Origin of the sequence: Pseudomonas sp. RIT-PI-r (genome assembly GCF_001297015.1) — a bacterium.
Lineage (GTDB): Bacteria > Pseudomonadota > Gammaproteobacteria > Pseudomonadales > Pseudomonadaceae > Aquipseudomonas.
In genome coordinates, this window is sequence record NZ_LIGE01000004.1 from 40,163 (window position 1) to 54,559 (window position 14,397).

General features: G+C 60.2%; 11 protein-coding genes and 1 pseudogene. 7 read left to right on the forward strand and 5 right to left on the reverse strand.

All coding sequences use genetic code 11. From position 1 onward, the window contains the following. The first annotated feature begins 187 nt into the window (after positions 1 to 187). From ggt to AK821_RS00585, 3 genes are all read left to right on the forward strand, one after another. On the forward strand, positions 188 to 2,020 hold the full coding sequence (gene ggt / locus AK821_RS00575) for a gamma-glutamyltransferase (RefSeq protein WP_064387653.1): 1,833 nt from the start codon (positions 188 to 190) through the stop codon (positions 2,018 to 2,020). Positions 2,021 to 2,269: 249 nt separating this feature from the next. Beyond that, on the forward strand, positions 2,270 to 2,572 hold the full coding sequence (locus tag AK821_RS00580) for a type II toxin-antitoxin system HigB family toxin (RefSeq protein WP_064387654.1): 303 nt from the start codon (positions 2,270 to 2,272) through the stop codon (positions 2,570 to 2,572). 3 nt (positions 2,573 to 2,575) lie between these two features. Beyond that, complete coding sequence (locus AK821_RS00585) at positions 2,576 to 2,947, forward strand: helix-turn-helix domain-containing protein (RefSeq protein WP_064387655.1); 372 nt, start codon at positions 2,576 to 2,578, stop codon at positions 2,945 to 2,947. Positions 2,948 to 2,988: 41 nt separating this feature from the next. Here AK821_RS00585 and AK821_RS00590 read toward each other — a convergent pair whose 3' ends face one another. The 5 genes and pseudogenes from AK821_RS00590 to AK821_RS00605 form a co-directional block, all read right to left on the reverse strand. Continuing rightward, the gene (locus tag AK821_RS00590) at positions 2,989 to 3,621 is read right to left on the reverse strand and encodes a LysE family translocator (RefSeq protein WP_064387656.1); all 633 of its coding nucleotides are present in this window, start codon (positions 3,619 to 3,621) and stop codon (positions 2,989 to 2,991) included. A gap of 76 nt (positions 3,622 to 3,697) precedes the next feature. After that, positions 3,698 to 4,297, reverse strand: a complete 600-nt coding sequence (locus AK821_RS00595) for a flavin reductase family protein (RefSeq protein ID WP_064387657.1) — start codon at positions 4,295 to 4,297, stop codon at positions 3,698 to 3,700. A 182-nt stretch (positions 4,298 to 4,479) separates the two neighbouring features. Next, positions 4,480 to 5,040: a methyl-accepting chemotaxis protein gene (locus AK821_RS31245; RefSeq protein ID WP_371748318.1), complete on the reverse strand. Its 561-nt coding sequence runs from the start codon at positions 5,038 to 5,040 to the stop codon at positions 4,480 to 4,482. Further along, a pseudogene (locus AK821_RS31250) lies at positions 5,020 to 6,027 on the reverse strand (PAS domain-containing protein); the annotation flags it as partial. The pseudogene AK821_RS31250 and the gene AK821_RS31245, both read right to left, overlap by 21 nt. Continuing rightward, positions 5,913 to 7,226 carry an MFS transporter gene (locus AK821_RS00605; protein WP_064387659.1) on the reverse strand — a complete coding sequence of 438 codons (1,314 nt, stop codon included), beginning with the start codon at positions 7,224 to 7,226 and terminating at the stop codon, positions 5,913 to 5,915. The pseudogene AK821_RS31250 and the gene AK821_RS00605, both read right to left, overlap by 115 nt. Positions 7,227 to 7,538: 312 nt before the next feature. On the opposite strand from AK821_RS00605, the gene AK821_RS00610 reads away from it, so the two are divergent. The 4 genes from AK821_RS00610 to acpA all read left to right on the forward strand — a co-directional run bounded on the left by AK821_RS00610 (position 7,539) and on the right by acpA (position 14,375). Further along, a complete protein-coding gene (locus tag AK821_RS00610; protein ID WP_064387660.1) occupies positions 7,539 to 8,957 on the forward strand; it encodes a short-chain fatty acid transporter in 1,419 nt (472 codons plus the stop codon). Between the two features lie 188 nt (positions 8,958 to 9,145). Continuing rightward, positions 9,146 to 10,843, forward strand: coding sequence for a molecular chaperone HscC (locus AK821_RS00615; protein ID WP_064387661.1), 1,698 nt, complete (start codon positions 9,146 to 9,148; stop codon positions 10,841 to 10,843). Positions 10,844 to 10,854: 11 nt separating this feature from the next. Further along, complete coding sequence (locus AK821_RS00620; protein ID WP_064387662.1) at positions 10,855 to 12,582, forward strand: J domain-containing protein; 1,728 nt, start codon at positions 10,855 to 10,857, stop codon at positions 12,580 to 12,582. A 98-nt stretch (positions 12,583 to 12,680) separates the two neighbouring features. Next, complete coding sequence (gene acpA / locus AK821_RS00625) at positions 12,681 to 14,375, forward strand: acid phosphatase (protein ID WP_064387663.1); 1,695 nt, start codon at positions 12,681 to 12,683, stop codon at positions 14,373 to 14,375. The last annotated feature ends 22 nt before the right edge of the window (positions 14,376 to 14,397 follow it).

A 14,397-nucleotide genomic window follows, 5' to 3' on the forward strand; every position in this document is an offset into this window, starting at 1 on the left:
GTTGAATGTGATGACGCTATCGCGAGCAGGCTCACTCCTACAGGGGATGCTGGTGCTCTATAAATTTGAGCTTGACCCTAGCGAACATCCGCCCCGAAAAGAAAGACAAAAATACCCATCGGTTTGCGTCGCGACCGAGCGGTCGATAAAGTCCCTGAGACTTTTATCCCACGGACGGAGAGCCCGCGTGTTTTCAGCCTTGCCTTTGAGCCGCTTTCGCCTGCCAGCCCTGACGCTGATCATCAGCGCCCTGACCCTCACCGCCTGCAACGCCCCGCCCTCCTCGACTTTGCCGCTGCCCCCGGAAGCCGCGTCCGGTTTCCGCACCGACCTGCAAACCCGTCACGCCAGTAAACACATGGCAGCGGCTGCCAACCCTCTGGCTGCTGAAGCTGGTCGGGAGATGCTGCGTCAGGGTGGTTCGGCGATTGATGCGGCGATTGCGATGCAAGCGGTGTTGACGCTGGTTGAGCCGCAATCGTCCGGGATCGGCGGCGGTGCGATGATCGTGTTGTGGGACGGCAAACAAGTGCGCACTTATGACGGCCGCGAAACCGCTCCGGCCGGGGCGACCGAGAAGCTGTTCTTGCGTGCTGATGGCCAGCCGATGTCGTTCCCGCAGGCGCAGATTGGCGGGCGTTCGGTCGGTACACCGGGCGTGCTGCGCGCGCTGGAGATGGCACACGAACAACACGGTCGTCTGCCATGGGCGAAGCTGTTTGAACCGGCGATCAAACTGTCCGAACAAGGTTTCGCGATCTCTGCGCGTTTGCACTCGCTGCTGGAATCAGATTCCGTGATCCGCAAATCACCCGACATGGCCAAGTATTTCCTCAACGCCGACGGCAGCGTCAAAGCCGTCGGCACACGTCTGCAAAACCCGGCGCTGGCCGCCGTGCTCAAACGCATCGCCAACGAAGGTGCGGATGCGTTGTACAAAGGCCCGATCGCCGAAGAAATCGTCGCCAAGGTGCAGGGTCACGCCAACCCCGGCAGCCTGTCGCTGAACGATCTGCAGCGCTATCAGGCCAAGGAACGCGCGCCGCTGTGCACCGATTACAAGCGCTGGCAGGTCTGCGGCATGCCGCCGCCGTCGTCGGGCGGGATTGCCGTGGCGCAGATTCTCGGTACGTTGCAGGCACTGGAAACGCGCGATCCACGTCTTTCCCTGACGCCGCTCAAACCAGTGAAAACCGACAAACCGGCGGGCATCGAACCGGCGCCAGAGGCTGTGCATCTGATCGCCGAAGCCGAACGTCTGGCCTACGCCGACCGTGCGCAATACGTCGCCGACACTGACTTTGTACCAGTGCCGGTCAAAGGCCTGGTCGATCCAGGTTATCTCGCCAGCCGCGCCAGCCTGATCGGCGAACGCAGCACGGGCAGCGCCAAACCGGGCACGCCACCGGGTGTGCAGGTTGCCTACGCGCCGGACCGCTCGCCGCTGCGCATCTCCACCTCGCAAGTGGTCGCGGTGGATGACCTCGGCGGCGCCGTGTCGATGACCACCACCATCGAAGCCGCGTTCGGCTCACACCTGATGGTGCAGGGCTTTTTGCTGAACAACCAGATGACCGACTTCTCGTTCATCCCCGAAGAGAACGGCCAGAAAGTCGCCAACCGCGTCGAGCCCGGCAAACGCCCGCGCTCGTCGATGGCGCCAACGCTGATCTTCGATCGCCACAGCGGCGAATTCGTCGCCACGGTCGGCTCACCGGGTGGTTCGCAAATCATCGAATACGTCGCCAAAACCACCGTCGGCCTGCTCGACTGGAACCTCGACCCTCAAAGCGCCATCAGCCTGCCCAACTTCGGCAGCCGCAACGGCCCGACCGAACTGGAACAAGGTCAGTTCAGCCCGGCGCTGATTCAGACACTGAAAGACAAAGGGCATGCGGTGAATGAAATCGACATGACCAGCGGCACCCAGGCCATCGTGCGGGTCAAGGATGCGCAGGGCAAAGCGTCGTTGGAGGGTGGCGCGGATCCACGGCGTGAAGGGGAAGCGTTGGGGGATTGAGGCTAGGACGCAAAGAGAAAAGGCTTACCGTGAGGTAGGCCTTTTTTGTGGCCAACAGATTGTGTTCACTCGCATCCCGTCGCCTTTTCCTACACCGAAAATTTGCTGCCACGGATAGAGTAAGTGGCCGTTCAGCAAACAACACTTTCGGAATCTGCTGGCATTTATGAACACGCAAATATTAGAACCGTACGTCCACCGACAGCCAACAGCCTTGCATCAGTCCCATAGCGGGACTAGGATCGCGTCATGAGAATTATCGCTGTCAGTCAGCTCAAAAATTTTTGGCAACGGTATCCGGACTCAGAGCAACCACTGTTGGCGTGGATAGATGAAGCGAGGAAAGCAAGCTGGTCAACGCCCTCGGACATCAAGGCACATTTTACTTCTGCGAGCATTCTGAAAAGCCGCAGAGTGGTGTTCAACATCAAGGGCAATGACTTTCGCCTGATCGTAGCCGTGGCCTACCGCTTCGGCGCCATATACATAAAATTCGTCGGCACCCACAAGCAGTACGATGCAATCGACGCTGATACCGTCGAAATGGAGTAACCCATGAACATACGTCCGATTCATAACGAAGAAGACTACCGTGCGGCGCTCAAAAACGTGTCTGCACTTTTCGACAACGAGCCAGAACCGGGTACCCCTGAAGGTGATTACTTCGACATCATGATCACTCTCATTGAGGCCTATGAAGCCAAACAGTTTCCACTGGATTTGCCCAATCCGATCGATGCCATCAAATTCCGAATGGAACAGTCAGGCCTGTCAGCCGCGGATCTCGCTCCGGCTATTGGTCGAACAAACAGGGTCTATGAAGTGTTGAATGGCAAGCGGGCACTCACTTTGCCAATGATATGGAAACTTCATGAGCTGTTTGGAATTCCTGCCGAAAGCCTGATCAAACCAATGAAGCAAATCTGATACAAATTGCAGCAACCCAGCCTTTGACTGCAGCTTAGCGATCAGCGATTAGCCACCAGATGCGCCCCAAACAGCAAATAACAACCACCGGCCAAGCGATCAAGCCATTGCCTTGACCGCTCATACACACCAGCGATTCGCCGGCTGGCGAAGAACAGCGCCACGCAGCAATACCAACTGAACGACAGCGTCGCCATGGTCAGCACCGCCAGCGCCAGCAACAGCGGCGGGATGTGAGCTGGCATGGCGGTGGCGAAGATGGTGGCGACGAACAGTGCTGACTTGGGATTGGTCATGTTGCCCAGAAAGCCCCGCCCGTAAGCGCTGAGCAACGTCTGCTCCGAGGTATCGAGCGTGCCAGGGACGATCGGCGCCTTGCGCTTGAACTGCTTGAGCCCGAGGTAGATCAGGTAGCAGCCACCGGCAATCTTGAAGCTCAGGTACAGCGTCGGCGCGGCACTGAACAGCGACTGAATGCCCAGGCCACCCGCCAGCCCCCACAACACGGTTCCGCTGGCGACGCCGAGCGCCGCGACTACGCCATGACGGCGGGAACGGCTGACCGCGAGTTGCGCGATGTTGAAGAAGTTCGGGCCGGGCGTGACCACCGCCACGGTCCACAACAGGGCCAGCGACAGTAACGGCGCCAGATAACTCGAAAGGGAAAGATCCATGGGGGTATGCGCCTGATTGGGTTCGACGATGCCCCTACCTTGCAACATCCTGCAATGTTTTGCCATCAGCCGTCATTCAGACCGCTAGCGTCTTGCCATCCACCGCATCACCAATCTTCAGAAAATGCCCGCCCGCCACGTGGTGCAAGGTGCGCAAACCGTCATGCCCTTCGAAATGCCAGCGTCCGTCGCTGAACACGCGTTCATCGGCGTGGGCGGCGATCACTTCGGCGAGGAACAGGTCGTACTGCTCGTGGTTGCGCGGCTCCGGCAGCAAACGGCATTCGAGCCAAGCGACGCAGCCTTCGAGCAAAGGTGCTTCGACTTGTTCGCCGGCGAAGGTCTGCAGGCCATACGCCTGAAATTTGTCTTGCCCTTGGCTTTGGGTGATGTCCAGGCCTGATGTATTGCCGACGGTTTGCACGATGTCGGCCTGATCGACGCACGGCACGTTGAGCACGAAGGTGCCGGACGCTTCGAGCAACTGGCGGGTCCAAGTGGATTTGTCGAGGACGACCGCGACTTTCGGTGGCTCGAAATCCAGCGGCATGGCCCAAGCGGCAGCCATGATGTTGCGCTGACCGTCGTGAGCGGCGCTGACCAGCACGGTCGGCCCGTGGTTGAGCAAACGGTAGGCTTTGTTCAGGGGCACCGGGCGGCGGTGGGAATCGCTCATGGAGTCTGCTCCGGGGGAAAAGGAGCCGATTGTAGCGCCAGCATCGAAATACAGGCAGGTGAAAACTCTGTAGGAGCTGCGGCACGCTGCGATCTTTTGATCTTGATGTTGATCCTCTGAATCAAGATCAAAAGATCGCAGCCTCGTTTCACTCGACAGCTCCTACAGAGGCTGGGTGCAGGTCAGTGGGAGAGTTGATTGGCGAACTGGCCTACCGCATTCACGACTTTCTGCGCACCGTCCTGAATCTCGACAATCACCGTGCCCGCCTCGGCCGCCAGCGCCAGACCTTGTTCAGCCTGAAGCTTGCCGTCGGTCATCAGCGCCACGGCATTGCGCGCCATTTCCTGGTTCTGCCGCACCACAGTGACGATCTCTTCGGTCGCCTGGCTGGTGCGCGAGGCCAGTTGTCGCACTTCGTCGGCCACCACCGCAAAACCACGGCCCTGCTCACCGGCGCGCGCCGCCTCAATGGCAGCGTTGAGCGCCAGCAGGTTAGTCTGCTCGGCGATGCCGCTGATGGTTTTAACGATGGTGCCAATCACCTGCGACTGCTCGTTCAATGCCTCGATGCCCTCACCCGCCGCCTGCATGTGCCGCGACAGATCACGCATCACATTCACCGCCTCGGTGACCACAGTGGTGCCACGTTGCGCAGTGCTGTCGGTTTGCTGCGAGGTGCTGTAGGCAATGCTCGCCGCGTCGGCTACCGCTTGTTCGCGGTTGACCTGATCAGTGATCACGGTGGCGAACTTCACCACTTTGTACAGTTTCTCGTTAGCATCGACCACCGGGTTGTAGGACGCCTCCAGCCACACCGTACGACCATGACTGTCGACTCGCTTGAAGCGATCAGCCACAAATTCGCCGTTGTTCAAGCGGCGCCAGAAGTTCTGGTACTCGGCGCTGTTGTATTCCTCCGAGGTGCAGAACAGGCGGTGATGTTTGCCCTTGATCTGCGCCAGGCTGTAACCCATGCCGCTGAGGAAGCGATCGTTGGCATTCAGCACATTGCCGTTGAGGTCGAACTCGATCACCGCAGTCGAACGCACCAGCGCACCGATCAGGTTTTCGTGTTCACGGGAGGCTTCAATGGTGCGGGTCAGGTCGCTGGCGAACAGCGAAATGTGCTTGATCCGCCCATCCGAAGAACGCACCGGTTGCACGATCGAACGCAGCCACGCTTCTTCACCATTGCCACGCAGCAGGCGCACGGCACCGGCGAAATGCTCGCCGCGGGTCATGGCGTTTTTGAAGCGCTGGTGGAATTCGTCAGTCTTCACATGCGCCGGGACGATGTCTTCAATCGCCCGACCGATCAGGTCCTGACTCTTGTAAAGCATCTCGGTGAGGAAGTTCTGATTGACCGACTGAATGCGCCCGTCGGGCTCAAGGTTCAGCACCAGCATCTCGCTTTCCAGGCTTTCCTTTACCTGCACGAGGCTGGAGAGTTCTTCACGAAGAGCGGCCAGCTCTTGCTTCAAGCGTTTGTTGAACATGGGAAAGTACCGATGGGCAGGATAGAAAGCGGGATGCAGCCTAACCATCGGCCTTGAAAATCTTTTCTGAAGAGCGTTTGCGACCCGTCGGTCAAAAATAGTGCCGCGCCACCGCGTCAGGCAGTTCCCGCCACCTGACACGGTCCCTTGCGCGGCATTCGCGAGCCGAAATACGCCGCCGTCAGGAGACCCACCACGCCCATCACCGCGCAGAACATCACACAGATCCATGGGCTCCAAGGCATCAGACCGATCAGTAACAGCGGTGTGATACTCGCCCAAGCGGCGTAGGCAATGTTGTAAGTGAAGGAAATGCCTGACACGCGAATGCGCGCAGGAAACAAGCCGACCATCACAGATGGCACTGCGCCGACAACGCCACAGGCGAGACCGGCCACCGCGTATGCCAAGCCTACCCAGCTACCGCCCATGATCAGGCAGCCATACAGCACGCCGATGCCCAGTGGCAGCAACAGGCTGTAGAGCATGACCGTGCGCCAGGCGCCAAGACGATCGACCAACAACCCGGCGATCACGCAGCCGATATTGAGAAACACGATGCCCAATGCACTGAGGGCGAAGGTGTGGCTGGCGGTCATGCCAAAGGTTTTCTGCATCATGGTCGGCGTAATGACGACGAACACCACCACCGCCGAGGTCAGCACGCAGGTCAGCAACATCGCCGGCAGCATCGCCAGTCGATGCTCGCGCAGCACCGTGCGCAGCGGCAGTTCAACCCGCGCCTCGCGCTGCGCTTCCATGGCCATGAACACCGGGGTTTCGCTCAGCCAGCGGCGCAGGTAAACGCCAATCACGCCGAACACGCCACCGAGCAGGAACGGGTAACGCCAGGCGTAATCGAGAATTTCCGCCGGGGTGAACACTTGCGCGAGAAAGGTCGCGGTCAATGCACCGATCAGATAACCGAAAGTCAGCCCGGCCTGCAAAAAGCCCAGGGCGTAACCGCGATGGCCGGTCGGCGCGTGCTCGGCAACGAACACCCAGGCGCTCGGCACCTCACCGCCCACCGCTGCACCTTGCAGGATGCGCAGCGCCAGCAACAGCAGCGGTGCGAAGTAACCGATCTGCGCGTAGGTCGGCATGATCCCGATCAGCAGGCACGGCAGCGCCATCATCAGGATGCTCAGGCTGAAGACTTTCTTGCGCCCGAGTTTGTCGGCGAAATGCGCCATCAGAATCCCGCCCAACGGCCGCGCCAGATAACCGGTGACAAAAATCCCGAAACTTTGCAGCAAACGCAGCCACTCGGGCATTTCCGGGGGGAAAAACAATTGGCTGAGGGTCAGGGCGAAGAACACGAAGATGATGAAATCGTAAATTTCCAGCGCACCGCCAAGGGCCGCAAGGCCGAGGGTCTTGTAGTCGGAACGGCTGAACGGCGCGGGTTTGGCCGCGGTTTGGGCAGTCATGGCAAAGAACTCTGAATCAGGCAAAAAACCAAGGCGCCCATGGTCTACGCAAATGGGCGGATGGACAACCCGTTAGACCATAGTCCCGGTTTTGCAAAAGCTGCTCACAAAGCACCGGCAGTTGAATTACTGTTGAGACTTGGCGAATCCCACAGTCAAAACCCTGTAGGAGTGAGCCTGCTCGCGATAGCGTTTTTACATTCAACAGGTGTATCGACTGACTCGACGCCATCGCGAGCAGGCTCACTCCTACAGGGGATATGTGTTTCGTCCGCAAGACCACAATAACCATAAAAATCCGAGGTACTCCCTGTGGCCGTTGATATCGAAGATAGCCGCTCCGCACGCTTTGCCCTGCGCTGTTCAAGTTTCGCCGAACGCTGGTTCCCCGATTCCTGGGTGTTCGCCGCGCTGGCCGTGATCATCGTGGCCGTCGCCACACTGGCCATGGGCGCCAAGCCCACCGATGCCGCCATGGCGTTCGGTGACGGCTTCTGGAGTCTGATTCCGTTCACTATGCAAATGGCCTTCGTGGTGATCGGTGGCTACGTGGTCGCCAGTTCTCCGCCCGCCGTGAAGTTGATCGACCGCCTGGCACGCATTCCGAAAAACGGCCGCTCCGCCGTGGCCTGGGTGGCGCTGATCTCGATGGTCGCCTCGTTGCTCAACTGGGGCCTGTCGCTGGTGTTCGGCGGGTTGCTGGTGCGCGCCCTCGCCCGCCGCACCGACCTGAAAATGGACTACCGCGCCGCCGGTGCCGCTGCCTATCTGGGCCTTGGCGCGGTGTGGGCGCTGGGCTTGTCGTCGTCGGCTGCGCAGTTGCAGGCCAACCCCGCCAGCCTGCCACCGTCGATCCTGTCGATCACCGGGGTGATTCCGTTCACCGAAACGATTTTCCTCTGGCAGTCCGGCGTGATGCTGCTGGCGCTGATCGTGATCTCGATCATCATCGCCTACGCCACCGCTCCCGGGCCGAACTCGGCGCGCGACGCCAAGGCCTGCGGCATCGACCCGGCCTTCAACCTGCCTCCGCTGCAACCGCGCACCCGTCCAGGTGAATGGCTGGAACACAGTCCACTGCTGATCATTGTGCTGGTGCTGTTGGCGGCGGGATGGCTGTTCCATGAGTTTTCGACCAAACCGGCGATCACCGCGATTTCCGGCCTCAATACCTACAACTTCCTGTTCATCATGCTCGGCGCATTGTTGCACTGGCGCCCGCGCAGTTTCCTCGATGCCGTGGCCCGCGCGGTGCCGACCACCACCGGCGTACTGATTCAATTCCCGCTGTACGGCTCGATTGCCGCCCTGATGACCACGGTCAAAGGCACTGACGCGCAAACCCTGGCGCATCACATCTCGACCTTCTTCGTCAGCATCGCCTCCCACGACACCTATGCGCTGTTGATGGGCGTGTACTCGGCGATTCTCGGTTTCTTCATTCCGTCGGGCGGCGGCAAGTGGATCATCGAAGCGCCGTACGTGATGCAGGTCGCCAATGATCTGCAATATCACCTCGGCTGGGCGGTGCAGATTTATAACGCTGCAGAAGCGCTACCGAACCTGATCAACCCGTTCTACATGCTGCCGCTGCTCGGCGTACTTGGGCTGAAGGCGCGGGACCTGATCGGATTCTCGTTCGTACAGTTGCTGGTGCACACGCCGCTGGTGCTGCTGGTGCTATGGGCGCTGGGGACGACATTGGCGTATACGCCGCCGGTCATGCCGTAAAGCCAAGCGGGGCAAAGTCATCAAGGCCGCGCCCCGCACTTCTCTCCCGAACAGCTCTGTATCGGGCTGTCCGTCGCAAATAATGGCTCAGAGCCATCATCCCGCTTTACCGCATCACACCCTCGGTAATATTCTGCGCGCCCATAAATGTTTCATTTTTTTACCAAGCGCAAAGGGAGTTCGTTGCAATGATCGTAGGGATTGACCTGGGAACCACCAACAGCCTGGTCGCCGTCTGGCGTGGTGATGCCACCGAGTTGGTGCCCAATGCCCTGGGTCAGTTCCTGACACCGAGCGTTGTCGGCCTGGATGATCAGGGCCGGATTCTGGTCGGCCAAGCCGCGCGTGAGCGTCTGCACACCCATCCGCGTCTGACCGCGTCATTGTTCAAGCGCCACATGGGCAGCGCCACGGAAGTTTATCTGGCCGACAAAGCGTTTCGCCCGGAAGAGCTGTCCGCGCTGGTGCTCAAAAGCCTGAAAGAAGACGTCGAGCGCGCGTTTGGCGAAACCGTCACCGAAGCGGTGATCAGTGTTCCGGCCTACTTCAGCGACGCCCAGCGCAAGGCCACGCGGATCGCTGGTGAACTGGCCGGGCTGAAAGTCGAGAAGTTGATCAACGAACCGACTGCCGCCGCCCTCGCCTATGGGCTGCATCAGCGGGACAAGGAAACGTCGTTCCTGGTTTTCGACCTCGGTGGCGGCACGTTTGACGTGTCGATTCTGGAGCTGTTCGAAGGCGTGATGGAAGTCCGCGCCAGCGCTGGTGACAACTTCCTCGGCGGCGAAGACTTCGACACCGTGCTGCTTGAGCACTTCATCAGCCAGCAGCGTTCGGCCGCAGACTTCCCTGAGCGCAGCAGCGTCATCCAGCCGCTGCGTCGCGAGGCCGAGCGCGTGCGCAAGGCGCTGGGCCAGGACGACAGCGCCGAATTCCGCTTGCAACTCGGTGAGCGGCAGTGGACGCAAACCATCACCCAGCAACAGTTGGCGACGCTGTACATGCCGCTGCTCGAGCGCCTGCGCGCGCCGATTGAGCGGGCGCTGCGCGATGCGCGCATCCGTGTCAGCGACCTCGACGAGATTTTGCTGGTCGGCGGCACCACGCGCATGCCGCTGGTGCGCAAACTCGCTGCCGGGCTGTTCGGCAGGTTCCCGTCGATCACCCTCGACCCGGATCAGGTCGTGGCACAGGGCGCGGCCATTCAAGCAGCACTCAAAGCCCGCGCCGCCGCGCTGGAAGAAGTGGTGCTGACCGATGTCTGCTCCTACACGCTGGGGATCGAGACCTCCACTCAGGTCGGCCGCAACTATGAGAGCGGCCACTACCTGCCGATCATCGAGCGCAACAGCATCGTCCCGGTCAGTCGGGTGAAAACCGTGTACACCCTGCACGACAATCAGGAACAGGTGGTCGTGCGCATCTTTCAGGGCGAAAGCCGTCTGGTCAAAGACAACGTGGCGCTCGGCGAACTGGACATCAAGGTGCCGAAACGCAAGGCCGGCGAAGTAGCCCTCGACGTGCGCTTCACCTACGACAACAACGGTCTGCTCGAAGCCCAGGTGAAAATCCCCCTGACTGGGCAACAGCATTCGCTGGTCATCGAGAACAACCCGGGCGTGCTGTCTCCCGAGGAAATCCAGCAACGCCTGCAGAACCTGGCACAGCTGAAGATTCATCCGCGCGAGCAACAGGTCAACACGCTACTGACTGCACGTCTGGAGCGCCTCTATCAGGAAAGCCTGGGTGATCTGCGTGATCTGATGGGCGATTGGGCCAAGCAATTCCAGATCGCCCTCGACTCTCAGGACGAGCGCCAGATCCGTGAAGTGCGCACTGACTTGAGCCGACGCCTGAGCGAACTTGATCGCACTCCGTGGCAATAAGGAGTCTGGCCATGGATTGCTGGTCGGTGCTGCACCTGCACGATGACGCTGAAGCGCGCGACATCAAGCGCAGCTATGCGCGCTTGCTGAAAACCTTCCGCCCCGATGAGGATGCCGAAGGTTTCCAGCGCCTGCGCGAAGCCTACGAACAAGCGCTGGCGATTGCCCGGTGGCGCGTTGAAAACGCTGAGCCTGCCGACGAAGAAGATGTCGCCGTGGCCACGGCTTCCAGCGCCTTTGCCGCACTGGCAATCGATGCTGCGCTGGCAAACAAACATAGCCAACCGCAAAACACCGCGTGGGATTTTGCCGATCTCGACTTTCCGCCCGTCAACCCGGCAGCCCCCGAGCCTTTTGCGCCGCCAGCGAAGGATGATGTTTTGCCTGTCGAGCCACTGACGGCGGCTCCGGACACAGAGGCGTATGCGCTTGAAGTGCAGGCCGCACGGCAACTGCTTGAGGGGCTGTCGCCCGAAAATCTCGACAAGCGTTGGGATCAGGCGCAACAGCAAGGCTGCGCCAAGGCCTTCGAAAGGCTGTTACTGCAATTGTGTTTTGAACAGCCACAACTGCGCAGCCCGGTGCTGAACTGGGCCGTCGAGCAACTTGGATGGTTGGGTCCGTGGCAGGACGTGCTGATCAATGATCGCCAGCATGAGGTTCTCGCCGAGAATCTGATGGCCGACTATCGAGACAACCTGCAAGCGCTGCTCGAAAGCCAGAGCGAACGCGAATTTCTCAACGTGCTCAAACGCTACAGCGCCCAGCCGTGGCTGCAGGTATTCGATCGCCGCGAACAATGGCAGCAAACCCTGCTGCACTTGCTCAATGACAGCGAGTGGAGCGTGCCGCTGTTCGACCGCATCGGCCAACTGTTCGGCTGGGATCACAACAAAGGCCTGCACCCGCAACCGGACTGGCTCTGGGACACGTTGATCGAACGCTGCAATCAGGAAAGTTTCTACGACGATCTGCGCGCCAAGGCTGAAAGCGACCGGATGTCGGCGGCCGACGTTCAGGCGGCCCATCTGTTGATCAACCCGCTCAAGCCGCTGCAGCAAAAGAAGCTGACAGACGTCTTTGGGAGGGATGAATGGAAGGCCTGTTACGAGCTCTCGAACAAACTCAAATGGCGTTTTCCCGACCTGCTTGCCCGATTGCCCTACGCTGATGTTTTCTTCTGGCGGCGTTTCCTTCCACGTGCCATCGCCGCCGAAACCTGGGTACGGTTATGGACGGCGATTGCCTTGGCGCTGTGCCTGTTCTATCTGCCATCCCAACAAAAAACCGCCATGAACCTCGTCTTCATTCCGATGATATTTGCCTGCGTGCCGGTCTGGTTTTTTCGCATTGCACTGAGTTGGTGGGTGGTGCTCACGGCCCACGTGGTCCTGCCGGACCTGTGGCTCAGCGAGTGGCTGATTCCACGTAAATGGAACCCCTACACGCGATGGCTGGTGATACGCCACGGGGTTCCGCAGGGGGTCATGCTGCTGCTGTTTTCGCTGCTGCTCGGCCCGCTGGGGGCGCTCACTTACGTTGGCACGATGCTGATCGGGCGGGTACACAAACGCCGTATCGGTTCGCTCGATCCAGTGCTGAGCAGCCGCCGTCCTTGGCTGACCGCGCTGCACTGGGCGCATTTCAGTCCGCTGCAATTGCTGTTTCTGGTGGTGATGATTGCGATCATGGCGGCCAGCCGACTCGGTTACTCGCTCACTCAATTCATGCCTGGCTAATCCTGCAGCACCCGCAAGACCTGTCACCCAACCGTCACATGACCTTGCTAGCGTCCGCCCGAAACATACTGAAACAATTAAGCTAAACGGGCTGAACGATGAAAGACGAAACAGACGGCACTGATGCACCTGAATCAGACAACCCGACCGACACCAGTCGCCGCCGTTTCCTCGGCGGCGTTGCGGTGCTCGGTGTCGGTGCCACGCTGGCCGGGTGTGGCAGCGCCAGCGATCAACCGGGCAAACCGGTCGAGCGCCCGCTGACGCCCGCCGAGCTGGACAAGGCCCTGCGCGACCAAGTGAAAACCGTGGTGGTGATCTACGCCGAAAACCGCAGCTTCAATAACCTGTTCGGTGATTTCCCCGGTGTCGAAAAACCGCTGTCAGCGCTCAAGCCTGCCGACTATCAACAACGGGACCGCGACGGCTCGCTGCTGCAAACCCTGCCGCCCGTCTGGGGCGGCGTGCTGCAAATCGGCCCGCAAACCCTCGATGGCGTGACTTATCCCAGCGCCACGCAGTTTCAGCAAAACCTGCCCAACGCGCCCTTCGCCCTCAAAGGTCCGAACGCTGAAGACTTGCCGTTCGGTCTGGTGACCCGCGATTTGTGGCATGTGTTCTATCAGAATCAGATGCAGATCAACGGTGGCAGGAACGACGGCTTTGTCGCTTGGGCCGACTCCGGCGGTTTAACCATGGGCCACTACGCCCAGAGCCGTTATTCCCTGCGCCTGTGGGACGTCGCTCAGGAATTCGTGCTGTGCGACAACTTCTTCCAGGGCGCCTTCGGTGGCTCATTCCTCAATCACCAGTATCTGATCAGCGCCACCGCGCCGTTCTATCCGGACGTTGCCAATTCCGTGGCCAAATCACAGATCGCCGCGCTGCAAAGCGATGATCCCGCCGATCCGCGTCTCAAGCCGCTGGACGCATCGCCGGCCAGCGCCATGACCGGTCCACCGCAGTTCGGCCCGAGCGCATTGACCCCGGATGGCTTCGGCGTCAACACCCTCGCCCCGCCCTACTGGCCAACCTGGCTTCGCGACCCTGAGCGCCCGGCGTATTCGAAAGCGGATCTGCCCAACGTCATGGTGCCGCAGACCCACGAACACATCGGCGACAAGCTGTCGAAAAACAACATCGATTGGGCTTGGTACGCCGGCGCTTGGCAAGCGACGCTGGATCAATACAAGGACTCCGGTGGCATACCAAAGATTCCTAATTTTCAGTATCACCACCAGCCGTTCAACTACTTCAAGCAGCAAGGGCCGGAAAACCCGCAAGAGCGCAATAAACGCCTGCGCGATGCCGGCCTGGGCGACGAGTCGAGCAGCAATAAATTCTTCGCCGACGCCGAGGCCGGCCAGTTGCCTGCGGTGAGTTTCTACAAACCTCAGGGTAATCTGAACATGCACGCCGGTTATGCCGACGTGGCCTCCGGGGATCGGCACATCGTCCGCGCGCTGAAAGTCCTGCGCGAGAGCCCGCAGTGGCAAAACATGGTGGTGATCGTCACGGTCGACGAGAACGGCGGCTGGTGGGATCACGTCGCGCCGCCCAAGGGTGACCGCTGGGGTCCGGGCTCGCGTGTGCCAGCGCTGGTGGTGTCGCCGTTTGCACGCAAGGGCACGGTGGATCACACTGTCTACGACACCGCATCGATCCTGCGCCTGATTACCCGGGTATTCCAGCTCGAAACGCTCGACGGCCTCAAGCAGCGCGATGAGGCGATGATCGCCCGAGGGCAGAAACCGATGGGTGACCTGACCAACGCCCTGCATTTTCATGCCTGAAGTCGCACCCTGTGCAGCGCTG

Excerpts from the sequence above, each read along its gene's own strand:
- AK821_RS00580 (WP_064387654.1), top strand. The coding sequence starts at position 2,270 with ATGAGAATTATCGCTGTCAGTCAGCTCAAAAATTTTTGGCAACGGTAT.
- AK821_RS00585 (WP_064387655.1), top strand. The coding sequence starts at position 2,576 with ATGAACATACGTCCGATTCATAACGAAGAAGACTACCGTGCGGCGCTC.
- AK821_RS00590 (WP_064387656.1), bottom strand. The coding sequence starts at position 3,621 with ATGGATCTTTCCCTTTCGAGTTATCTGGCGCCGTTACTGTCGCTGGCC.
- AK821_RS00595 (WP_064387657.1), bottom strand. The coding sequence starts at position 4,297 with ATGAGCGATTCCCACCGCCGCCCGGTGCCCCTGAACAAAGCCTACCGT.
- AK821_RS00605 (WP_064387659.1), bottom strand. The coding sequence starts at position 7,226 with ATGACTGCCCAAACCGCGGCCAAACCCGCGCCGTTCAGCCGTTCCGAC.
- AK821_RS00615 (WP_064387661.1), top strand. The coding sequence starts at position 9,146 with ATGATCGTAGGGATTGACCTGGGAACCACCAACAGCCTGGTCGCCGTC.
- AK821_RS00620 (WP_064387662.1), top strand. The coding sequence starts at position 10,855 with ATGGATTGCTGGTCGGTGCTGCACCTGCACGATGACGCTGAAGCGCGC.
- acpA (WP_064387663.1), top strand. The coding sequence starts at position 12,681 with ATGAAAGACGAAACAGACGGCACTGATGCACCTGAATCAGACAACCCG.